A 22,482-nucleotide genomic window follows, 5' to 3' on the forward strand; every position below is an offset into this window, starting at 1 on the left:
GCATTACCCCAGGGCCGACCATTCTGCGCTTATCTGGGCTTTTGGCTCAACCCCCGGTTCACCCAGCGGTTAAAAAGCACTGCGCGGGAACCCTGTAGGCATATGGACACCTAACCCTGCAACACACTTAAAGGAGTAATAACAGTGAGCCGCACCGAAACCGACAGCATTGGCCCGATCGAAGTCCCCGAAGATGCCTACTGGGGCGCGCAGACCCAACGCTCACTGATCAATTTTGCGATTGGCGATCAGCGTATGCCACTGCCCGTTCTGCACGCGCTGACCCTGATCAAGAAAGCCGCGGCACGCGTAAACGACCGTAACGGCGATCTGCCCGCCGACATTGCCCGCCTGATCGAACAGGCCGCCGATGAGGTGCTCGACGGTCAGCACGACGCGCAATTCCCGCTGGTGGTCTGGCAGACCGGCAGCGGCACGCAAAGCAACATGAACGTCAACGAAGTGATCGCAGGCCGAGCTAACGAACTGGCAGGTCAGGGCCGTGGCGGTAAATCACCAGTTCACCCCAACGATCACGTCAACCGCTCGCAAAGCTCCAACGATTGCTTCCCGACAGCCATGCACATCGCCACTGCCCAAGCGGTCAAGGAACAGCTGCTGCCCGCCATCGCCGAGCTTTCCAGCGGGCTTGCCGAACAGGCTGCGCGGCACATGAAACTGGTCAAGACCGGGCGCACGCACATGATGGACGCGACGCCTATCACCTTTGGCCAGGAGCTGTCGGGGTTTGTCGCGCAACTGGATTACGCAGAAAAGGCCATTCGCGCTGCGCTTCCCGCCGTCTATGAGCTGGCTCAGGGCGGTACTGCGGTCGGTACCGGGCTCAACTCGCCGAAAGGCTTCGCCGAGGCCATCGCAGCAGAGCTGGCTGCACTGTCCGGGCTGCCGTTCGTCACTGCGCCCAACAAGTTCGCCGCACTGGCCGGTCACGAGCCGCTTGCAGCACTTTCCGGCGCACTGAAGACCCTGGCCGGAACCCTGATGAAAATCGCCAACGACCTGCGCCTGCTGGGTTCCGGCCCGCGTGCCGGGCTGGCCGAAGTCAGGCTGCCAGCCAACGAGCCCGGCAGTTCGATCATGCCCGGCAAGGTCAACCCGACCCAGTGCGAGGCCTTGTCGATGCTCGCCTGCCAGGTCATGGGCAACGACGTGACCATCGGCTTCGCCGCCAGCCAGGGCCACCTGCAACTGAACGTCTACAAGCCGGTGATCATCCACAATGTGCTGCAATCGATCCGCTTGCTGGCCGATGGCTGCAGCAATTTCAATGAACACTGCATTGCAGGCATGCAGCCGGATGCTGAAAAAATGGCTGAGCACCTGGAGCGCGGACTGATGCTGGTTACTGCACTCAATCCGCATATCGGTTATGACAAATCGGCGCAGATTGCCAAGAAGGCTTACACCGAAGGCCTGACCCTGCGTGAAGCCGCATTGGCGCTGGGTTATCTGACCGATGAGGAGTTCGACGCCTGGGTGCGTCCGGACAAAATGCTTGAGGCAGGCAGTAATGGCTGATGCCAGAAGCGGCGCAACGCCACTGGAAGGTAACGGCAAACGGATTCTGATGGTTTACGGTACGCCGAAAGCCATCAGCCTCTGCCATGCCCTTGGCGAAGCCTATGCACAGGCTGCGCGCAGTGAAGGGCATGTGGTGCGGGAACTCAAGCTGGGCGAGCTGGATTTCGATCCTATTCTGCACAACGGCTACGATCAAACCCAGACACTTGAACCGGACCTGCTCGACGCCCAGCGCCAGATTCACTGGGCCGAGCATCTGGTATTCGTCTATCCCGTCTGGTGGGGCGGCTTGCCGGCGCTACTGACAGGCTTTTTCGACCGGGTACTGACGCCCGGTTTTGCGTTCAAGACCCACGGCCGCAAGCATTCCTCCAATGAGCTGCTCCGAGGCCGCACTGCGGAGCTGCTGGTCGCCATGGACACGCCGCCACGCTACTTTCAATGGATTTACGGCGCGCCGGCCCACCGGCAGATGGTGCGGACGATATTGGGCTTTTGCGGGATAAAAACCAAACGCCTTAGCGAATTTGCCCCGGTGCACAGTGCCAGCGAACAGCAACGCCAGGAATGGATTCTCCAGGCACAGGCACTGGGCAAGCGCTGATCTGTCCGGGCGGTGAATTCAGGCCTGTGCGAGCCTTGCCTTGCGCGCTCTGAGGCCAGCGACCAGTGAAGGACCAAGCGCGGTCAGCGCCGACCCCGTCACCACCAGCAGCGCGCCGCCGTAACCCATCACGTTCAATTCCTCTGCCTGCACATAATCAGGCCATAGCCACGCTGCGGCAGCCACGGCGGTCAGCGTAACCAGCGACGTCATCGCAAGCGTCGCGCTGACCCGTGATGCCTCCCAATGCGCCAGCGCCTCAGCGAAAGCACCATAGGCCACCAGTGTATTCAGACAGCAGGCGAGTAGCAGCCAGCCCTGCAACGGGCTCAACAATAACGCCTCGGCGGGGTGCGCCCAAGGCGTTAGCAACAGCGCACAGAACAGGTAAATCACCATCATCACCTGCAGCGAATTCCACACGGTCAGGAGCTGCTTCTGGCTCAATCCATAGAACGTCCAGATGGTCGAGGCCAGGAGCACCACCAGCACACCAAGGGTGTAATCGCCCAACGAGGTGAACAGCTCCACCAGACGCTGATTGAAAAAGAAGCCGAAACCGATCAGCAAGACGGCCAGACCAATGCCCTGCCCCAGACTGAAACGTTCCTTGAACAAAAAGATACTGCTGATCAACAGGAAGATCGGGCCGACCTGAACCAGTAATTGCGTGGTACCGGGGCTCAGCAGCCGCAAGCCGATGAGGTACAGCACGTAGTTGCCGACCAGGCCGAATACCGCCAGCCCCACCAGTACCTGACCCTTGCGTCCCAGCACCTTGAAGCTGGGCAGGCGCTTGACCGACGCCAGCCAGATGAACAACAGCGCGCCGGAAACAGCCAGGCGAAACCAGGTCACAGTGACAGGGTCCATCACCTGCAGGACCTGCTTGAGCTTGATTGGCAGAATGCCCCAGAGCAACGCAGTCAACAGCGACAGACAAAGGCCATAGACCCAGCGACCAGACGAGATGTGCATTGAACCTTCCGCAAGAGATAGAACCAGTTGCTCATTCTAGGCGCTGATCTGCAAAGCAACAGTTACAGCTGGGCGCAGTTAACGCCGCCAATTGTGTTCTTTACCCCTGACCGCCGTGATTGCGCTGATACGTCTCGCTGCCCATTGCCTGAATCTGACCTTCGATCAAGGCGTCGAAAGGCTTCAGCAGCGCCTCGAAAGAGCGTGGCGCTTCCAGCGTCTGCAACGTATGAACGATAGCCTCAAGCGTCGATAAGGCATCCGGACCCGGCGCTTTGCGCAAGCGATAACGCGAAACTGGCACAATGCCTGGTGTGACCCTTGGCAGGCCCGCCAACAAGGGGTTGAGGTGCAGCAGTTTGCGCGCCTTGCGCCAGGTGCCATCCGGCACGACCAGCAACATGGGCAGCGAGTTCTGCACATAGGGCAGCAACGTCTCGGCAGCGTCACCCGGAAACAGCAACCGCGCCTGATAGCCGGGCGGGTTCAATAGCGTTTGCAGATCATCGAACACTTCCCCCACCCGCAACTGCGCATTGACCAGACCCAGTGCGGCCAGTCGCGCCGTATTCAACGCATGGCCGGCTTCATCGGGATGCTGCAGGATCAACACTCGCGTGCGGCTGTCCAATTGCGTAATCAAGGCGCAGAGACAGTGCGGGACGGGACGCAGGCAACGTTTACAGCGGGCGCGGGGCATCGGTTCTTACTCGGACAATCCAAAAAGGTTAAAACATGCCGCGCTGCGCCATGACCTTGAGCTCATCACAACCGCCTGTCGAACTGCGGCGCAGTTTAACCGGATAGCCCCCATTGCACGGGGGTGAACCGTAGCTGCAACAGCGATTTGAGCTAGCCTTGAGGTCTGGGCTGGTGAAATGAAGTACGCCTGCTGAATCTGACAAGATCAACCTCAGGGGCTTTCATGAATCGCGAAGAAATCAAACAGAAGGTGTTTGACGCGCTAGGCATCATTCTAGTGGATAAAAGCATGATTCACGAAGGTGCCACCTTCATCGACCTGGCTTTTGAGGACGATGACATAGAGTGTCTGTTCGCGGCGCTGGGGGACATCTTCAACTTCGCGTTTCCTGACCAGATCAAGGAACAGGCCATCACAAAGCCCGAGGACTTTTCCCTGCACATGATCATCGAGCTAATTCTGTTGATGGGAAACGAAGGCAACAAAACCAGGATAAAACCCGGACATCGGCATTGAATGCCAGCCCTTGTATCGGGACACTCTTGTGCGTCCCGACCAGATTCAATATGCGCTCTGCCCAGCGAAGAGGGTCAGGCGAGAGGTTTACCGGCGTTGGCGACGACGATCATCATCGGCACGAACCGGAATGGGCTGCAGTTTTGGTCGTTCTATAAGACCCAATGCAACGCCTGCGTCATGGAGCCATTCTTGCAGTTTGCTATTCATAGAGCCCCCTTGAGGGAAATACCCGGCAGTCAATCTGTACACATCACTCACTAGAGATCATAGAAGCAAATGAACCGTTAGCCGAGTGCTACGGAAAACAATTTTCCGATAGAGCCAATGTGACATTTGTACAGGCTCGCTTCTAGTCTTTGCGACGGACGGCCTGTTACTGAACGTTGCGCCGACGAGCCAAACTGATCATTCAGGCGGACTGATCAGGCCGTCATTGTCAGTCATAGCCCGTTCGAGCAAGTCCGCGGGCAGACTCTTGCTGGCACGCGCACCCAGCAGCTTGAGTTGCTCGCTACGGCTTATCAGGTTGCCGCGCCCCTCCGTCAGCTTGTTGCGCGCCGCCGAATAGGCCTTGTCCAGTTGCTGCAGACGGTTGCCTACCTCGTCCAGATCCTGAATGAACAACACAAACTTGTCGTACAGCCAACCTGCCCGCTCGGCAATCTCGCGCGCGTTCTGGCTCTGACGTTCCTGCTTCCACAGGCTGTCGATGACCCGCAAGGTGGCCAGCAGTGTGGTGGGGCTGACAATCACGATGTTGCGATCAAAAGCTTCCTGAAACAGATTCGGCTCCGCCTGCAAGGCTGCAGAAAAAGCCGCTTCGATAGGCACGAAGAGTAGAACGAAATCCAGACTGTGAAGCCCCTCAAGACGCTTGTAATCCTTGCCCGAGAGGCCTTTGACGTGATTGCGCAGCGACAGCACATGTTGCTTGAGCGCAGCCTGACCGATAACGTCGTCATCAGCCGATACGTACTGCTGATAAGCCGTCAGGCTGACCTTGGCATCGACCACCACTTGTTTGTCACCGGGCAGCATGATCAGCACATCAGGCTGAAAGCGCTCGCCATCCGGCCCCTTGAGGCTTATTTGCGTCTGGTATTCACGGCCCTTTTCAAGCCCGGCATGCTCCAGCACCCGCTCAAGAATCAGTTCACCCCAGTTACCCTGGGTCTTCTGCCCTTTCAAGGCGCGCGTCAGGTTGGTGGCTTCATCGCTCAAACGTTGATTCAACTGCTGCAGACGCTCCAGCTCCTTCGCCAGCGAAAAACGTTCGCGGGCTTCGTTCTGATAACTTTCCTCGACGCGCTTTTCGAACGACTGGATGCGCTCCTTGAGCGGTGTGAGCAATTGCCCCAGTTGCAGCTGGCTGGTTTCGGCAAAACGCTGCTCACGCTCATCAAAGATCTTGCCTGCCAACTCGGCGAACTGCGCGCGCAGCTCATCCCGGGAACCCTGCAGATCATTCAGGCGCTGCTGATGGCTGTCCTGCTGTTCACGCAACTCGGCATTCAATGCCGCGCACTGCGCATCCAGACGACGCAACTCGGCTTCTCTGCCGGCACGTTCATGATTCCAGGCATGCGCCGTTTCGCGAGCGCTATCGCCTTCCTGACGCAGCAACTCGACCTCGCGCCGCAGCGCTGCAAGGTCGGCCTGTTTGGCCGCATTGGCCTGGCTGAGGTCACTCACCTCGTCGCGGCAGGCATCCAGTTGCGCATTGAGGCCTTCCTGCGCCATCTGCGCCATGCTCAGGCGCTCGTCCAGCAGCGCGCTCTCGGCCTGACGAAGTGCCAGACGACGCTGCAACTGCCAGAGCAATGCCAACAAGGGCACAGCAGCTGCAGCAAGCCCCAGTAACAGGCTGTTCAGGTCCAGTGCCATAAAGACTCCATGCAGGCTGAATCATCGCCAGCGGCAGTGTGGGTAAGCGCGTGATAGTGCAGCAGAAACGTCGTCTAGGGCGATGCAAGATCAACAGGCGGGGGCAAATCGGGGGAGAGGATTATACGCGCTTTCAGCAACGCGCACAGCCCCCATTTCGGGGACATTTCAGCCGGGACAATCCACAGAAGCTGTGGATAACTCAGTGGACAACCCCCCTTTAACTTCCGCAAACGCAAGCAGGATGCGGCCTGCGCTCAAACTGACGATTTTTTCACCAACTAAAAAAAAACGATGTTTTTCATTGACTTAATAATTCACCATCATAAATCAAACCCTTAGCAACGCTTGTGACAGTGATATGGCAGCTTGTTCAGCTAATGTGCACAACTCCCTGCCGGGGCTCTTTTCAGCCATTTCGGGCATCATATGATTGTTGCTCGATTGCATCTTATTCTCAATGAATACGTGGCTTTCAGCAGCCTTTCAACCACTGGGATCGACCTGTCGCCGACGCAGTCCACACCTCACCAGACGCCTTGAAAACAATGCAGGCGACAAATCATGCATCTCGCGGTCCAAGCACTGCCAAAAAAGACCAAATATCAGCCACCAAGGATTCAGTGAAGGCCCCATGAAGGAGATAGTGAAGTTCTTCCTGCTGCTGATGGCCGTCTGCATCGTCGCCCTGGCCACCAGTATTGTCCTGCCACCGCCGGACGGCGGCGTCTTCGCCTACAGCGTGCTGTTGTCTGCAATTGCCCTGCTGCTGATCATCTGCAGCGACCTGAGCAATGGACGTATCAACAAGACAGGCGACATCATGCGCGCCATCGAAGGCCGCAAGTCCCTGCGGCTTACCATCGCTGCCTACCTGCTCGGGTGCTCAATGGTCGCATCCGTGACCGTGCTGATCTACCGTATGGTCGGGCACTGGTGAATTTTATTTACCGACGCTTGCAATACTTCGAAATGGCGGGTAGCATGACCACCGTTGGTACCAAGCTGAAAATCAATTCCGGTCGACAAGTCCCCCGACAGACACTCCTCCATGCGACGAGAATGTTGGCAACAAGGGATCGACCACCTCGATGGTTTCCAGACATGAACCTTTCGCGCTGATGCACCATTTGGGGTGACAGTGCAGTCATGGCTCTCATGGTCTGCTTCAACCAGCCTGCAATTGATCAGGATCTTCACCTGGAGCGTAGAACCTTTGCTCCTGTTGTGTTGCCTGCCCTCCTAAGTACCTACCGGTCAGCCAGAGCGCCATACGATAAAGCGCGCTTCAACTGCCTGTCTTTGTTCCAGTCAGGTTCTCCGCCCAGCCAGGCTTTTGTATCAAATGTCGGCCCGCGTTTACTGGAATCTTTATTTATGCACGGTATTGTTCCGTGTTGTTTCAGGAAACACCTTGAATATGAATACTCAAACCCAACACGCAATTCACACATTGACCAATGCTTTTGCCCCGATGAACTGCCTGATCATGGCCGCTCGCAAAGGCTGTTTCAGTTTTACAATCGTCAACGAACACGGCATCGCCCGTCACAGCGAACGCCTGTACCCCGATCAGTACGCAAGCGCCGAACCGCTGCAAGCCGTGATCGAGCGTACTCGTCAAGCACTCATCGCCTGACGCAAACGATTCACCGCTCGCCAAAAGCCCCGCCCTGCAAAGCGGGGCTTTTTTATGCCCGCTCTATATTGAATTGACGACATTGACCAATGTGCAGCACTGAGACTCCGTCTAAATTGCAATTCCCACGGCTTTATCAAGATTGTCCTACAAGAATAGCTCTAAATCGGGCTCCTCAGCCTATAGCGCGCCATCGAAAATGTTGGTAATTTTCGACCGGTGAACAACAAGGAGTTCTAATAATGAAAATAATGACAAAAACACTGAACCGGACAACACTTGGACTCGCCCTGGGTCTGGCTTCTTCTCAACTGCTTGCAGCCGGTTTTGCCCTAAACGAACAAAGCATCAGCGGCATGGGCACAGGCTTTGCAGGTCGCTCCTCGTCAGCCGATGATGCAAGCACCGTATTCGGCAACCCTGCCGGCATGTCCCGAATCAAACGCGAACAAATCAGCGTCGGCGCCGCAGCCGTGATTGCCAAGACCGACATCGACAACGGTCGCGGCACATTCGGCGGCAGCAACGACGGTGACATGGTTCCGGTGGTCGGCGTGCCAATGGGCTATTACGTCAAACCTATCGATGATCACTGGGCATTTGGTCTGGGCGTGTACGTCCCGTTCGGCCTGGTCACTGATTACGAAAAAGGCTTCGCCGGCCGCTACTGGGGCGACAAGAGTCACGTCCAGATCGTGACCTTCCAGCCAACTGTCAGCTATGCATTCAATGACAAGGTTTCCATCGGTTTCGGCCCGACCATCAACCGCATCGACGGTGAACTGACCTCGGCAACATTGAACGCCGCAACACCGGGCCGTAATGACGGCAAGGTGAAGATCGAAGGCGATGACACCGCAATCGGCTTCAATGCCGGCATCCTGGTGCAGGCTACCGACACCACTCGTCTGGGCCTGACTTACCACTCCAAGGTCGATTACAAGCTCAAGGGCAAGACCAAGATCGAAGGCTCGGGCTTCGGCCCGTTCGGCGGCCAGAAGTACGATGCTTCGCTGGACATCTCCACGCCTGAGTCGGTGGACTTCTCCATCACCCAGCAACTCGACGAGAACTGGACTGTTTACGCAGGCAGTACCTGGACTCGCTGGAGCCGCCTGCAGGACATCACCGTCAACAACGATGGCGTCCCTGCTCTGCTGGGCGGTTCTGCCGGCCCAATCGGCACCATCACCGAAGAACAGAACTGGCACGACACCTGGGCGCACGCCATCGGTGCCTCGTACAAGGTCAATAAAGAGTGGACCCTGCGCACAGGTTTCTCCGTTGATCAGTCGCCGACCAACAACGTCAACCGCTCCCCACGCATCCCGACTGGCGATCGCAAGATCATCAGTTTCGGCGCAGGCTGGAGCCCGACCGACGACCTAACCATCGACGTGGCGTACTCGTACTTGCGTGAAGACGAAACCAAGATCCGCGACTCCAGCGCGACCAAAGGTTCGTACAGCGCCGACTACCGCAACACCGCTCACGGCCTGGGCACTTCGGTTACCTATCGCTTCTGATAGCAACTGCCAGGCTGAAAAAAGCCCGCAACCAGTAATGGTTACGGGCTTTTTATTGCGTGCCTGGTGCGCTCAGACCCGCATTGATTGACTGCCGTACAGATACTCCGCGTCATTGACTGGCTACCGTACAGATGCTCTGCCTCATGACTGACTATCGTGCCGACGCTCCGCGTCGGCATGCAGTTCTGGACGCTCTGCGTCCTCTTTGTGGCGCTCAGCGTCACACAAGGCTTCTACGATGTCAGGCAGATTCAGACAACACTCAAGCCCGCCCTAAGGCTTCGACGCAATCGCCTTTTCAATGGCTGCGATCAGCTCAGGATCATCCGGCTTGGTCATGCTGGAGAAGTTGGCAATGACCTTACCCTGGCGATCAACCACGTACTTGTAAAAATTCCAGCGTGGCGCACTGCTTTGCTCGGCCAGCACCTTGAACAAATGGGTCGCATCATCGCCGCGCACGGCCTGCGGCTCGGTCATGGTGAAAGTCACGCCGTAATTGACGTAGCAGACCTTGGCGGTCTCCTCACCATCCTTGGCTTCCTGTTTGAAGTCATTGGACGGCACGCCCAACACCTCAAGCCCCTGCCTCTTGTAGCGCTGACTCAGCTCTTCAAGCCCTTTGAACTGCGGGGCAAAGCCACAGAAACTGGCGGTGTTGACCACCACCAGCGGCATGCCGGCAAAGCGTTTGCACAGGTCGATGTTTTCCTTGGCGCGCAGCTTGGGCAACTCGCCCTGCAGCAGCGGCGGACAGTCGGCAGCCATTGCAGCGCCACTCATGGCCAGCAGCAGAAGAGGTATCGAAACAAAGCGAATGTTCATCATGGCGGCCCTGGATAATGTTGTCGTTTGTCGACACGCTACCCCATGCCAGGCTGTCTGCCTAGCAAGCGCCCATTCCCAGCTGCAACGCAGCCAGCCCAACGTGCTGCCAGGCCCACCAGACCAGCCCCAACACCACCGCGCCTGCCAGCAACGCCGCCAGCAGAGGCCAGCGACGGCTCATGCCAGGCTACCCTGCGCCTGCAACCTGGCCACCGGGCGCTCACGCACCGGCCAGTTCAACGCGGCGGCCAGCAGACTCAGCAGTATCGAGACTTGCCAGACGAGGTCGTAGTTGCCGGTGCGGTCATACACCAACCCGCCGAGCCAGCCGCCGAGGAATGCACCTAACTGGTGAAACAGAAAGACGATACCGCCCAGCATCGACAGGTTACGCACACCAAACAGTGTCGCGACCGTGCCGTTGGTCAGCGGCACAGTCGACAGCCACAGCAGGCCCATTGCTACGCCGAACAGATAGGCAGTGGTCTGGCTCAGCGGAATCCAGAGAAACAACACGATCACCACAGCGCGCAACAGATAAAGCGCGGTCAATAGTCGAGGTTTGGACATGCGCCCGCCCAACCAGCCAGCGGTGTAGGTGCCAAAGATATTGAACAACCCGATCAAGGCCAGCACCGTTGTACCGACCTTGGCGGGCAAGTGTTGATCCACCAGATAGGCTGGCAGGTGCACGCCGATGAACACCACTTGAAAGCCACAGACGAAGAAACCCAGTGCCAGCAGCCAGAACCCCGAATGCGAGCAGGCTTCACGCAGCGCCTCGCCCAGCGTCAGCTCGATACCGGTAGACACGCTCGGCGTATCCTTGAGCATGCCTACCAAGGGCAGGATCAGCGCCACCATCACGCCCAGCACCAGCAAGGCACCGGACCAGCCCAACCAGCTGATCAAACCCAGTGTGCCGGGCAACATGGCGAACTGGCCGAATGAACCCGCCGCGCTGGCGATCCCCATGCCCATGCTGCGTTTTTCCGCAGGCAGCGCGCGCCCGACGACACCCAGAATGACCGAAAAAGACGTGCCGGACAGACCAATACCGATCAGCAAACCAGCACTAAGGGAAAGACTCAGAGACGAATCAGCCATACTCATGCACAACAGCCCTGCCGCATACAGCACACCGCCAACGAAGACGACTTTGGCCGCTCCAAATCGATCTGCCAGCGCCCCGGCGAACGGCTGCGCCAGACCCCACATAAGGTTCTGCAAGGCGATGGCAAAGGCAAAGACCTCACGCCCCCAGCCAAAATCCGCGCTCATGGGCGCCAGAAACAGGCCGAAACCGTGCCGCGTGCCTAGCGAAAGCGCAAGGATCAACGCACTGCCCAGCAGAACCCAGCCGCTGGTACGCCAGATCGATGTCATGGTTAAGCTCCCTGCACTTTGTTACATGGTTTTACCTGCGAATCGCGAAGCTACGCGCTGCCGGTAAAAGCTGTCAACAAAGCGTTGTGCAGGGTCTCAAAGCAGCGCCAGCGTCAGCAGCACCGCCAATTCCAGCAGCTCGAGCAATGCCCCGGCCGTATCGCCGGTGCAGCCGCCCAGACGGCGCATCATCAACTGCCGCAGCCAGAAGAAACAAACGGCGCAGACCAGCAATACAGCTACCCCTGACCAGCCGGCGAGCAGCACGCACGCAATGGCAGTGGCGGCCAAAACCTTGCGTCCAGGGCCACGCGGCAGGTGATCGGCGAGCGCCTGCCCCAATCCCCCGCAACGCACATACGGCGTTCCCAGAAAAAGCCCAAGCATGGCAGCGCGTCCGATCAGCGGCGCCAACAGCAGCCCGATACTGCTGTGACTTTCGATCAGCGCCAGAATCGCTGCAAATTTGAGCAGCAGCACCAGCACCAGCGTGACCACGGCAATCGGCCCGCTACGCGGGTCCTTCATGATCTGCAAGGTACGTTCGCGATCACCAAAACCGCCCAGCCAGGCGTCGGCACTGTCGGCCACACCGTCCAGATGCAAGCCGCCACTGAGCAGCACCCAGGCGCTGAGTACCAACGCGGCATGCAGCATGAGCGGCGTACCACTGAGTAGCGCGCTGAAACCCAGCAGCAGCATGCCGAACACCACGCCTACCAGCGGGTAGAACAACAACGAACGCCCAAGCTCTTCCGGGCGCGGCATGCCGGGCAGACGAATCGGCAGGCTGCCGAGAAATTGCAGAGCGATCCAGAACGGCAGCATCTCAGACCTCCGTGATTACGCCATCAGCAGCGACCTGAATCGACAGCAGTGCGCCATGGCCGACCACTACCTGCAACAGTTGCTCGCGCGGCAGCCCACGCGCCTGCGCCAGCAGCAGACGCATCACACCACCGTGACTGACCAGCAACACGCGTTCATCGGCATACGCCTTATGCAGACGCGCCACCGCATTCAGCACCCGTGTCGAAAAATCGATCACTGGCTCGCCATTGGGCGGCGTGAAGGCGTAGGGATCGGCCCAGAACAGGCCCAAGCCTTCGGCATCGGTTTCCATAAGCTGCGCAGGGCTGTGGCCTTCCCAGTCGCCGAAATGCAGCTCCTGTAAACCCGGCTCCAGTTGCATGGGCAGCGACAGGCGCTGCGCCAGCTCTTCGGAAAAACGTGCACAGCGCTGCAAAGGCGAGCTGACAATCCGTTCCCAGGGACCGCCATTGGCCACTGCCGCACGCATCTGCTGCCAGCCGAGTTCGGTCAGAGCATCGTCGAGGCTGCCGCGCAGACCACCGCCCAGCTCTGTTTCGCCATGACGCAGCAAGTCCAGACGCAAGGTCATGCGGGGCGATCCGCCACTGCCGCTTCGGCAAACGTTGCCATGCCGTTGTGCAGCTCGCAGGCCAGACGCACCAACGGCACCGCCAACGCTGCGCCACTGCCCTCGCCCAGACGCAAGCCGAGGTCCAGCAGCGGTTCGGCCTGTAGCGTTTCCAGCAAGTGCCGGTGGCCCGGTTCGGCGCCACGGTGGCCGAACAACAGCCAGTTGCGGCAAGACGGATTCAGGCGCACCGCCACCAGGGCGGCCACGCTGCAAATGAAACCGTCGACCAGCGCCACGATGCCTTCCTGCGCACAGGCCAGATAAGCGCCGGTCAGCGCGGCAATCTCGAAACCACCCAGGCAGAACAGGCTGTGTAGCGGGTCGCCGGCCTGCTCGGCATGCAGCGCCAGTGCGCGTTCGATGACACGGGTCTTGTGCTCGATGCCCTCGGCGTTCAGCCCGGTGCCGGGACCGACCAGCAACGGCGCGGCACATTCCAGCACCGAGCAGGCGACGGCGCTGGCCGCCGTGGTATTGCCGATGCCCATCTCGCCACCGATAAACAGCTCGGTGCCGACCGCCTTGGCGCGCAACACGCTGTCGCGCCCGGCCTGTAGAGCAGCAAGCCCCTGTTCGGCGCTCATGGCTGGCCCGTGGGCGAAATTGGCGGTGCCCGCGCCGATGCGCAAATGACGCACGCCCGGCAAATCCAGAGGCGCCACGGTACCCAGATCCACCACGTCCAGCTGCGCCGAGAGCTGGCGCGCCAGCACGCTGATCGCTGCGCCACCGTTGACGAAGTTATGCAGCATCTGGCCGGTGACTTCCTGTGGATAGGCCGATACACCTTCGGCCACCACACCATGATCGCCGGCAAAGATCGCGATCCACAATTTGTCGGCAGCCGGACGCTCGCGCCCTTGCAGGCTGGCAAGCTGTACCGCCAGACGCTCCAGTTGTGCCAGCGAACCCGCCGGCTTGGTCAACTGTTGCTGACGGGCCAGTGCCGCCTCGCGCATCGGTACATCAATGGCCTGTGCAGGCTTGAGCCACCAGGAATTACTCATAGCGCGGTTCCTTTCAACGTCAGGGGCAAGCTGGCAACGGTCAACACGACACGCTGGCAACGCTCGGCCAGCGCCTGATGCAACAGGCCGGCTTCATCGACATAGCGACGGGTCAGTTCGCCGAGCGGCACGACGCCAAGCCCGGTTTCGTTGCTGACAAAAATGATTTCACCCAGCAGCCCGGCAAGGCTGTCGAGCAGGGATTCACGTTCTTGAAGCAGGCGCTCGGGGTTGTCGAGCATCAGCAGATTGGTCAGCCAGAGGGTCAGGCAATCGACTAGCAGGCAGCAATCGGGCGCCGCATTTTCGCGCAGCACCCGCGCCAGCTCGATCGGCTCTTCGACCAACCCCCAGTGCTCGGGACGGCGTGCGCGATGGCTCGCAACACGCTGATTCATTTCGCCATCGAGAGGCTGACTGGTGGCGATGTAGGTCACCTTCAGCGTGCAGTCGGCGGCCAGTTTTTCCGCCAGGCGACTCTTGCCGGAACGCGCGCCGCCGAGGATCAATTGCAGCATTCAGTTCGCCTCCAGGCCACACAGTTCGCGAAGCAATGGGCCGTCCAGGTGTTTTTCCACCAGGTCCGCCAGACGTTCTATGTCGCGCTCGCGCAGGGCGTGATAGTCGACGGACTGCACGTTCGCCAACCCCGCCCAGCGCAGTAACGCGCTACAGGCCGCAGGTGATTCGAACAGGCCGTGCAGGTAAGTCCCGAGCACCTGCCCGTCGACACTCTGCGCGCCATCGCAACGCCCGTCGTCCAGTTGCACGGCAGCCTGCTCCAGCGCCGGCCCTGTCGTTACCCCGGCATGAATTTCGTAGCCGCTGACCTCGGCGTCTTCCAGGGTCAGACGACCGCGCACATTGCGCAGTTGCTTTTCCGCTTCCAGCACCGTGCTCATTGCCATTAGGCCAAACCCGGCGCTGGACCCGGCTGCGCCTTCCAGCCCGAGAGGATCGTGCACCTGCTCACCGAGCATTTGCAGGCCGCCGCAGATCCCCATCAGCTTGCCGCCATAACGCAAATGCCGCTCGATGGCGGTGTCCCAGCCATGGCTGCGCAGGTAGTTCAGATCGCTGCGCACGCTTTTCGAGCCGGGCAGAATGATCAGGTCAGCAGGAGGAATCGCCTGGCCGGGACCGATGAACTGCAGATTGACCTGAGGGTGCAGGCGCAGCGGGTCGAAATCGGTGTGGTTACTGATGCGCGGTAGCACTGGCACCACCACGTTCAGCACATGCTCGACCTTGTCGGTCTGACGCTGGTCCAGGCCGTCTTCGGCTTCCAGGTGCAGGTCCATCACGTAGGGCAGCACGCCAACCACCGGCTTGCCGGTGCGTGCTTCCAGCCAGTCCAGGCCCGGTTGCAGCAAGGCGATGTCGCCGCGAAAACGGTTGATGATGAACCCCTTGACCCGCGCCTGTTCGCTGGGCGACAGCAACTCCAGCGTGCCGACCAGATGGGCAAACACCCCGCCGCGATTGATGTCGGCAATCAATAGCACCGGGCAGTCGACCGCCTCGGCAAAGCCCATGTTGGCGATATCGTTGGCGCGCAGGTTGATCTCGGCCGGAGAGCCCGCGCCCTCGACCACGATCACCGGGTATCTTTCACCCAGGCGCCGATGGGATTCCAGCACCGCCTGCATGGCGATCTCTTTGTAGCCGTGATAAGCCACCGCGTTCATGGTGGTGACCGCACGGCCGTGAATGATCACCTGCGCACCCGTATCACTGTTGGGCTTGAGCAGCACCGGGTTCATGTCAGTGTGCGGCTCCAGAAAGCACGCCTGCGCCTGCACCGCCTGGGCGCGGCCGATCTCGCCGCCGTCCGCCGTTACAGCGCTGTTGAGCGCCATGTTCTGCGGTTTGAATGACACGACCTTGACGCCCTGTCGGGTCAGCCAGCGGCACAGTGCCGTCACCAGTGTGCTTTTGCCGGCGTCGGAGGTGGTGCCTTGTACCATCAGCGTGGTCATGGGTATTCCTTGCGGTATTCAAGCAGAACAGTGTGCAAACGCAGCCAGTCGGCCTCGTCGCGGGGCAGACCGAAGCGCAGGCTGGACGACTCGGGTGTGCCGCCCTTGAAAAGACGCAACAATACGCCACGTCGCGCACAGAACTCATAGAGCGTTTGCGCTTCAGGGGTCAACCGCCACTGAAACAGCGCACAACCGCCCTGCGGGCTCAGCCCGTACTGGTCGAGCAAGGCCACCAGACGCTCGCGAGCCTGCTCGCTGCGTTGACGCTGACGGGCGTGCCCTTCCTGATCATTGAGGCACACCTGACCGATGATTCGTGTTGGCCCGCTAACCGACCATGGGCCGATTTCCTGCGCCAGCATCCTCAGCAATACCGGCTCGGCCATGACAAAACCGAGCCTGACACCGGCCAGGCCAAAAAACTTGCCGAACGAGCGCAGCACAATCAGCCCGGTGCGCCACGTCTCGGCAGCCAGGCTCAGGCCCGGCGTGTTATCCATAAACGCTTCATCGACGACCAGCCAGCCACCGCGCTCGGCCAGTCGCGCATGCCATTCCAGCAGGCGCTCGGCGCTCAGGTGCAGACCGGTCGGATTGTTCGGGTTGACCACCACCAGCACATCAAGAGTGTCGAGAAAGTATTCGACCTCCTGCTCGCTGACCTCACGGACCACGAAGCCGTTCTTGCGCCATGCATGTGCATGCTCGGCGTAGCAGGGCGACAGCACGCCAACCCGACCTCCGCTGCGTACCCGCGGCAACGCTTGAATCGCGGCCTGCGAGCCGGACACCGGCAATAAGCGAGGTACGCCGTAATAGCGGCAGGCCGCCGATTCCAGGCCATCGTCGGTCTCGGGCAACCGCGCCCAGGCACGCGTCGGAATCTCCGGGATGGGCCACGACCAGGGTGCAATGCCCGTGGACAGGTCCAGCCAGTCAGCCAGTTCGATACCGTAATGCTGCGCTGCGGCGCGCAACCGACCGCCGTGCTCAAGCATAGAATTCAGCTACCACGCATATGACCAGCAACCACAACCAGACGCCGCGCTGCACCAGTTGCCAGCCGCGATCGATCGAGTCTGCATCGGCAGGTGCACCTTCACCCAATTGCGGACGCTGATGCAGCTCGCCGTGATAGATCGCCGCCCCGCCCAGTTCGACACCCAGCGCACCCGCGCCAGCGGCCATCACCGGACCTGCATTCGGACTGTCCCAGGCCGGGGCCTGCGTACGCCAGCAGCGCAGCGCCAGTCGGGTCTTGCCCAACAAGGCGTAAGTCAATGCCACAAGACGTGCGGGAATATAGTTGAGCAGATCGTCGATCTTCGCCGCAGCCCAGCCAAAACGCTCGAAGCGCTCGTTGCGGTAACCCCACATGGCGTCCAGCGTGTTGCTCAGCCGGTACAGCACCACGCCGGGCGCACCGGCCACGACAAACCAGAACAGCGCGGCGAACACCGCATCACTGCCGTTCTCCAGCACTGATTCGGTAGCCGCGCGAGCCACTTCGGTGGCATCCAGTTCGCTGGTCTGGCGACTGACCAGATAACCGACCCGCTGGCGTGCCTCGACCAGATCGTCACTGCGCAACGCTTGCGCCACCGGCTGAACATGTTCGCCCAGGCTGCGCATGCCCAGCGCGCAATACAGCGCCAGAACCTCGACCAGCCAGCCAATACCGGGCAACCAGCTCAGTAGCGTGGCCAGCAGCGTCAACGGCACTACGGTGATAACCCAGGCGGTAACGCCATGACTGCGCCAGCCACGGCCACCGCTGTTGAAACGCTGCTCGACCCGATTGGCGAAGTTGCCGAACGCCACCAGCGGATGCCATCGTTTTGGCTCACCGAGCAGCGCATCCAGCGCAACCCCGGCGACGCTCAACAGCGCCACACTCATTGATCCACTCCCCATTGATTCTCGTACAGCAGCTCGTGCAGCGGACGCGCCTGCGCCCAGCCTTCCATCACCAGCATGGGCGCAGGATAGAACTCCTTGACCGGCCCCAGGCAAATGATCGCCAGCGGCTTCGCGCCGTCAGGCATGCCCAGCAGTTCGGCCAATGCCTCGGGGTCGAACAGCGACACCCAGCCCATGCCCAGACCTTCTGCACGCGATGCCAGCCACAGGTTCTGGATCGCGCAGGACAGCGAGGCCATGTCCATTTCCGGCAAGGTGCGGCGGCCGAAAATATGCTGTTCACGCCCTTCCATCAGTGCGGCGACCAACACTTCGGCGCAGTCATTGATCCCTTCGACCTTGAGCTTCATGAACTCGTCGGTGCGCTCGCCCAGTGCCTGGGCAGTGCGGATACGTTCTTCTTCTACCTGCGCCTGCATTTTTCCGCGCAACGCCGGATCGCTGATGCGAATGAAGCGCCACGGCTGCATCAGCCCAACACTGGGTGCCTGGTGTGCGGCTTCCAGCAAGCGCGCCAGCAACTCGGGCGCCACCGTGCCGCCGACGAAGTGGCGCATGTCGCGACGCTCGGCGATGGCCCGGTACACCGCAGCCCGCTCTTCAGGGCTGAACGCTTGTTCGGTCATGGTTTGAACAGCGCCGCAATCGCCTGAGGGCAGGAAGGGAAATAGAAATGCACGTAGGACGCGGTCAGACGACCCAGGCGGTAGACTGCCTCTGCGCCACGCCCGCCGTTGGGGCTGACGCCACGGGCAATCGGCTGCAACTCGGTGCTGGTCAGCGAATGGTGATACGTGTGACCGTGCAACGTACCCTCGGGCAGCTCAACCGCTTGCAAGGCCAGCGCCGCCAGACGCTTCTGCATGACCGCCTCACCGGACAGCAAGCCGACCAGTTCGGCGCGCACGCCCTCCACATCGGTCAAGGCTTCGAGTAAATAAAGCATGCCGCCGCACTCGGCCAGAATCGGCTTGCCAGCGATATGGTGCGCCCTGATCGATGCCTGCATCGTCAGGTTTTCCGCCAAAGCAACGTGGTGCAACTCCGGGTAGCCACCCGGCAGGTACAGGCTGTCGGCGTCGGGCAGCTCGCGGTCATGGATCGGCGAGAAGAAACTCAGCTCTGCGCCCATGTTTCGCAGCAGGTCCAGGCTTGCGCCGTACAGAAAGGCAAAGGCCTCGTCGCGGGCAATGGCGATGCGCACACCGCTGAGCAACGGCTCGACCTGAACCGGGTCGGGCGCGGTAAAGGTTACGGCTGGCGGCAAGGCCACTTCGCAGGTGCTGGCCAGCGCGGCGGCAGCCATGTCCAGCCGCACATCCAGATCATTGAGTTCGCTGGCCTGGACCAGCCCCAAATGGCGGCTGGGCAATTCGAAACCGACTTCCCGGGACAGTGCGCCATACCAGCGCAGGCCTTCGGTCAGACTGTTTTCCAGCAACTGCGCGTGGCGTACCGTGCCAACCCGATTGGCCAGCACGCCGGCAAACGGCAGATCCGGCTGATAACGCGCCAGCCCGAGCGCCAGCGCGCCAAACGTCTGCGCCATCGCCGTGCCGTCGATCACCCCCAACACCGGTACGCCAAAGTGGCGGGCCAGATCAGCGCTGGACGGTGTGCCGTCGAACAACCCCATGACGCCTTCGATCAGGATCAGGTCTGCCTCATCTGCGGCTTCCCACAACAGGCGACGGCTTTCGTCGGCACCGACCATCCACATGTCCAGCTGGTAGACCGGTGCGCCGCTGGCCCGCTCGAGAATCATCGGGTCGAGAAAATCCGGCCCGCACTTGAACACCCGGACCTTGCGGCCCTGGTTGCGGTGCAAACGTGCCAGTGCCGCGGTGACGGTAGTCTTACCTTGCCCGGAGGCAGGCGCGGCGATCAAAACCGCCGGGCAATCGCGCGGAGCTCTCATTGCAGTGCTCTCATTGCAGTGCGCCCAATAAAGGATTATTCACAGCTCGATACCTTTCTGCGCCCGGATACCGGCCTGAAACGCGTGCTTGACCACGCCGATATCGGAAACCGTATCAGCCAGGTCGATCAATTCGGGTTTGGCACCGCGGCCGGTCACCAGCACATGCTGCATAGGTGGGCGGGCCTGCAGGTCACTCAGCACTTGTTCAAGGTCGAGGTAACCATGCTTGAGGGCAATGTTCAGTTCGTCGAGCACCACCAGACCAATGGCCGGATCGCGGAGCATTTCCCGAGACACGGCCCAGGCGGCTTCGGCAGCGGCAATGTCACGCTGGCGATCCTGGGTTTCCCAGGTGAAGCCCTCGCCCATCACGTGATAGCGCACCTGCTCGGGGAAACGGCGGAAAAACATTTCTTCGCCAGTGCTGTTGCGGCCCTTGATGAACTGCACCACGCCGCACTGCATGTCGTGGCCCATGGCCCTGGCAAGCATGCCGAATGCCGAGCTGCTCTTGCCTTTGCCGTTGCCGGTCAAGACCAGCAGCAGGCCGCACTTGTTGGGTGAGCTGGCAATGCGCTCGTCCATCACGGCTTTCTTGCGCAGCATGCGCGCCAGATGGCGTTCGTCGCGTTCGGGGGATTCGTTCATCCGGGTTCTCCGCTCGTGGCAGTCGACAACAGACGGAAGGACAGCACTGGACAGCACGGCAACGGCCTGCACAGAGCATCACCCTCCGTGATGCCATTGAGTGGTTCAGGCCGGTCTCCGGGCTCATGAGCGGGTTACCCCGGCTGCGCGCCTTCCCATGTCGAAACACAGTGGCGTCAGGCACAGCCTTGACTCATTTACCGTTGCGGGGGCAGCGCCGGGATCGGATCGATTGATCCACACCGGCTTCCCTGTTTCACCCTGCCAATCAAGGATTGCAGAGCACCTGAAACAAACCGCGAAGGGTAGAGGGTTGGGCTGGGAGCGTCAATCGACACCGACGCTGTGAAACGTGATTGAACCCAGACGGTTCGCAGTGCCTCTATCAATTATCGGACCACGCCCTTGTTTATGGAGATTCACCATGTTCAGACTCAGACCCCACTACGCAGTGTTGCTTCTGGTTGCCGGTGGCCTCGCTGCCTGCGGCGAGTCTTCGACCCTGCAAGTCTCGGATGGAACAGGCCCCTCGCCCAAACTGCCGGAGCCTAACAAGACGCTGATCCCGACCGTCAACATCGCCCCTGCCGTAGGCTGGGAAAAAGGCGCAAAACCGGTCGCCGCGCCGGGCACACAGGTGGCAGCGTTCGCCGAAAACCTGGACCACCCGCGCTGGCTGTATGTATTGCCCAATGGTGACGTGCTGGTGGCGGAAACCAATTCGCCGGCCAAACCGGATGATTCCAAAGGTATTCGCGGCTGGGTAATGGAAAAAGTCATGGGCCGCGCCGGTGCGGGCGTGCCAAGCGCCAACCGCATTACTCTGCTGCGCGACGTGGACAAGGACGGCGTCGCAGAGACCCGCACCGTGTTCCTGCAAAACCTCAATTCGCCGTTTGGCATGACGCTAGTGGGCAACAAGCTCTATGTCGCCGACACCGACCGCCTGATCAGCTTCCCGTATGAAGCGGGCCAGACCTCGATCAGCGCGCAGCCGACCAAAGTGGTCGACCTGCCGGGCGGCACGCTCAACCACCACTGGACCAAAAACGTCATTGCCAGCAAGGATGGCAGCAAGCTGTACGTCACAGTGGGCTCCAACAGCAACGTGGCCGAGAACGGCATGGACAAGGAAGAAGGTCGTGCAGCCATCTGGGAAGTGGACGCTGCCACCGGCAACCACCGCATTTTCGCCTCGGGCCTTCGCAACCCCAACGGCATGGACTGGGAACCCAAAACCGGCAAGCTGTGGACGGCGGTCAACGAGCGTGACGAAATCGGCAGCGACCTGGTACCAGACTACGTGACCTCGGTGCAGGATGGCGCTTTCTACGGCTGGCCCTACAGCTACTACGGCCAGCATGTCGACGAGCACGTCAAACCGCAGAACCCGGCACTGGTCGCCAAGGCCATCGCACCGGATTACGCAGTCGGCCCGCATACGGCCTCGTTAGGGTTGGTATTCGCCGATGGCAAGACGCTGGCGGCGCCGTTCAACGAAGGCCTGTTCATTGGCCAGCACGGCTCATGGAACCGCAAACCGCACAGCGGCTATAAAGTGGTGTTCGTGCCCTTCAGCGGCGGCAAGCCCAACGGCGCTCCAGTCGATGTGCTGACCGGTTTCCTCAACAAAGACGAAAAAGCCATGGGCCGCCCGGTTGGCGTGGTCAATGATCAGCGCGGCGGCTTGCTGGTGGCAGACGATGTCGGCAACAAAATCTGGCGCGTGACCTCGGCCAAGGCAGCTCAATAACGCCGAGCGTAGAGGGTTGACGCAGAGCGTCGTACGTTAGTTGAGTTATCGTTCCGCACGCTCCAGCGTGGGAATGCAGTTCTCGACGCTCCGCGTCGCACGATAATTGCGATGATCGTTCCGCACGTCCGGATGGTATGCCCCCCGAAGGTTGGACAATTATCCACTTACGCTGCCTTGGCGGCCTGCATCCTG

24 protein-coding genes and 1 riboswitch are annotated in these 22,482 nt (G+C 60.4%); of the genes, 7 read left to right on the forward strand and 17 right to left on the reverse strand.

Features of this window, described 5'->3' with window-relative positions; all coding sequences use genetic code 11:
• Positions 1-144 precede the first annotated feature (144 nt).
• Positions 145-1,539, forward strand: a complete 1,395-nt coding sequence (locus AO277_RS12065) for a class II fumarate hydratase (RefSeq protein WP_002554581.1) — start codon at positions 145-147, stop codon at positions 1,537-1,539.
• A complete protein-coding gene (locus AO277_RS12070; protein ID WP_002554582.1) occupies positions 1,532-2,146 on the forward strand; it encodes an NAD(P)H-dependent oxidoreductase in 615 nt (204 codons plus the stop codon). Before AO277_RS12065 ends, AO277_RS12070 begins: the two co-directional genes overlap by 8 nt.
• 18 nt (positions 2,147-2,164) lie before the next feature.
• On the opposite strand, the gene AO277_RS12075 is transcribed toward AO277_RS12070, so the two are convergent.
• Positions 2,165-3,124 (reverse strand): DMT family transporter, encoded by a 960-nt coding sequence (locus tag AO277_RS12075; protein WP_044318067.1) that lies wholly within the window; start codon positions 3,122-3,124, stop codon positions 2,165-2,167.
• A gap of 100 nt (positions 3,125-3,224) precedes the next feature.
• Positions 3,225-3,824: a tRNA-uridine aminocarboxypropyltransferase gene (locus AO277_RS12080; RefSeq protein WP_044318068.1), complete on the reverse strand. Its 600-nt coding sequence runs from the start codon at positions 3,822-3,824 to the stop codon at positions 3,225-3,227.
• Positions 3,825-4,049: 225 nt separating this feature from the next.
• Here AO277_RS12080 and AO277_RS12090 point away from each other — a divergent pair, with 225 nt between their 5' ends.
• Positions 4,050-4,343 carry a hypothetical protein gene (locus AO277_RS12090; protein WP_002554585.1) on the forward strand — a complete coding sequence of 98 codons (294 nt, stop codon included), beginning with the start codon at positions 4,050-4,052 and terminating at the stop codon, positions 4,341-4,343.
• Between the two features lie 87 nt (positions 4,344-4,430).
• Here AO277_RS12090 and AO277_RS29420 read toward each other — a convergent pair whose 3' ends face one another.
• The gene (locus AO277_RS29420) at positions 4,431-4,553 is read right to left on the reverse strand and encodes a PA1414 family protein (RefSeq protein WP_101165338.1); all 123 of its coding nucleotides are present in this window, start codon (positions 4,551-4,553) and stop codon (positions 4,431-4,433) included.
• 198 nt (positions 4,554-4,751) lie between these two features.
• A complete protein-coding gene (locus tag AO277_RS12095; protein WP_169748172.1) occupies positions 4,752-6,116 on the reverse strand; it encodes a DNA recombination protein RmuC in 1,365 nt (454 codons plus the stop codon).
• 748 nt (positions 6,117-6,864) lie between these two features.
• On the opposite strand from AO277_RS12095, the gene AO277_RS12100 reads away from it, so the two are divergent.
• The 3 genes from AO277_RS12100 to AO277_RS12110 all read left to right on the forward strand — a co-directional run bounded on the left by AO277_RS12100 (position 6,865) and on the right by AO277_RS12110 (position 9,395).
• Entirely contained in the window at positions 6,865-7,170 is a 306-nt protein-coding gene (locus tag AO277_RS12100; protein ID WP_002554587.1) for a hypothetical protein, read from the forward strand.
• Positions 7,171-7,650: 480 nt separating this feature from the next.
• Positions 7,651-7,869, forward strand: a complete 219-nt coding sequence (locus tag AO277_RS12105) for a hypothetical protein (RefSeq protein WP_002554588.1) — start codon at positions 7,651-7,653, stop codon at positions 7,867-7,869.
• A gap of 242 nt (positions 7,870-8,111) precedes the next feature.
• On the forward strand, positions 8,112-9,395 hold the full coding sequence (locus AO277_RS12110) for an OmpP1/FadL family transporter (RefSeq protein WP_002554589.1): 1,284 nt from the start codon (positions 8,112-8,114) through the stop codon (positions 9,393-9,395).
• Between the two features lie 276 nt (positions 9,396-9,671).
• Here the strand turns inward: AO277_RS12110 and AO277_RS12115 are convergent, their stop codons facing one another.
• The 13 genes from AO277_RS12115 to cobO all read right to left on the reverse strand — a co-directional run bounded on the left by AO277_RS12115 (position 9,672) and on the right by cobO (position 20,534).
• Entirely contained in the window at positions 9,672-10,223 is a 552-nt protein-coding gene (locus AO277_RS12115; protein WP_044318070.1) for a glutathione peroxidase, read from the reverse strand.
• Positions 10,224-10,284: 61 nt separating this feature from the next.
• Positions 10,285-10,407, reverse strand: a complete 123-nt coding sequence (locus AO277_RS29100; protein ID WP_044318071.1) for a hypothetical protein — start codon at positions 10,405-10,407, stop codon at positions 10,285-10,287.
• Positions 10,404-11,612 carry an MFS transporter gene (locus tag AO277_RS12120; RefSeq protein ID WP_002554592.1) on the reverse strand — a complete coding sequence of 403 codons (1,209 nt, stop codon included), beginning with the start codon at positions 11,610-11,612 and terminating at the stop codon, positions 10,404-10,406. The genes AO277_RS29100 and AO277_RS12120 overlap by 4 nt, the downstream gene beginning before the upstream one ends.
• A 96-nt stretch (positions 11,613-11,708) precedes the next feature.
• On the reverse strand, positions 11,709-12,440 hold the full coding sequence (locus AO277_RS12125) for an adenosylcobinamide-GDP ribazoletransferase (protein WP_044318072.1): 732 nt from the start codon (positions 12,438-12,440) through the stop codon (positions 11,709-11,711).
• A gap of 1 nt (position 12,441) precedes the next feature.
• Positions 12,442-13,014: an alpha-ribazole phosphatase family protein gene (gene cobC, locus AO277_RS12130; protein WP_002554594.1), complete on the reverse strand. Its 573-nt coding sequence runs from the start codon at positions 13,012-13,014 to the stop codon at positions 12,442-12,444.
• Positions 13,011-14,063 carry a nicotinate-nucleotide--dimethylbenzimidazole phosphoribosyltransferase gene (cobT, locus tag AO277_RS12135; RefSeq protein WP_002554595.1) on the reverse strand — a complete coding sequence of 351 codons (1,053 nt, stop codon included), beginning with the start codon at positions 14,061-14,063 and terminating at the stop codon, positions 13,011-13,013. Before cobT ends, cobC begins: the two co-directional genes overlap by 4 nt.
• On the reverse strand, positions 14,060-14,581 hold the full coding sequence (cobU, locus tag AO277_RS12140; RefSeq protein ID WP_044318073.1) for a bifunctional adenosylcobinamide kinase/adenosylcobinamide-phosphate guanylyltransferase: 522 nt from the start codon (positions 14,579-14,581) through the stop codon (positions 14,060-14,062). The genes cobT and cobU overlap by 4 nt, the downstream gene beginning before the upstream one ends.
• Positions 14,582-16,042 carry a cobyric acid synthase gene (locus tag AO277_RS12145; RefSeq protein ID WP_044318074.1) on the reverse strand — a complete coding sequence of 487 codons (1,461 nt, stop codon included), beginning with the start codon at positions 16,040-16,042 and terminating at the stop codon, positions 14,582-14,584.
• Complete coding sequence (gene cobD / locus AO277_RS12150; protein ID WP_044318075.1) at positions 16,039-17,043, reverse strand: threonine-phosphate decarboxylase CobD; 1,005 nt, start codon at positions 17,041-17,043, stop codon at positions 16,039-16,041. Before cobD ends, AO277_RS12145 begins: the two co-directional genes overlap by 4 nt.
• A complete protein-coding gene (cbiB, locus tag AO277_RS12155) occupies positions 17,036-17,944 on the reverse strand; it encodes an adenosylcobinamide-phosphate synthase CbiB (protein ID WP_044318076.1) in 909 nt (302 codons plus the stop codon). The genes cobD and cbiB overlap by 8 nt, the downstream gene beginning before the upstream one ends.
• A complete protein-coding gene (gene bluB, locus AO277_RS12160; RefSeq protein ID WP_044318077.1) occupies positions 17,941-18,591 on the reverse strand; it encodes a 5,6-dimethylbenzimidazole synthase in 651 nt (216 codons plus the stop codon). The genes cbiB and bluB overlap by 4 nt, the downstream gene beginning before the upstream one ends.
• Positions 18,588-19,883: a cobyrinic acid a,c-diamide synthase CobB gene (locus AO277_RS12165; protein WP_004657233.1), complete on the reverse strand. Its 1,296-nt coding sequence runs from the start codon at positions 19,881-19,883 to the stop codon at positions 18,588-18,590. Before AO277_RS12165 ends, bluB begins: the two co-directional genes overlap by 4 nt.
• A 39-nt stretch (positions 19,884-19,922) precedes the next feature.
• Positions 19,923-20,534: a cob(I)yrinic acid a,c-diamide adenosyltransferase gene (gene cobO / locus AO277_RS12170; RefSeq protein WP_044318078.1), complete on the reverse strand. Its 612-nt coding sequence runs from the start codon at positions 20,532-20,534 to the stop codon at positions 19,923-19,925.
• Positions 20,535-20,625: 91 nt separating this feature from the next.
• Positions 20,626-20,839: riboswitch (cobalamin riboswitch) on the reverse strand.
• 119 nt (positions 20,840-20,958) lie between these two features.
• On the opposite strand from cobO, the gene AO277_RS12175 reads away from it, so the two are divergent.
• On the forward strand, positions 20,959-22,287 hold the full coding sequence (locus AO277_RS12175; protein ID WP_044318079.1) for a PQQ-dependent sugar dehydrogenase: 1,329 nt from the start codon (positions 20,959-20,961) through the stop codon (positions 22,285-22,287).
• Positions 22,288-22,482 lie beyond the last annotated feature (195 nt).

The sequence above is a fragment of the Pseudomonas amygdali genome, from assembly GCF_002699855.1.
Classification (GTDB): domain Bacteria; phylum Pseudomonadota; class Gammaproteobacteria; order Pseudomonadales; family Pseudomonadaceae; genus Aquipseudomonas; species Aquipseudomonas amygdali.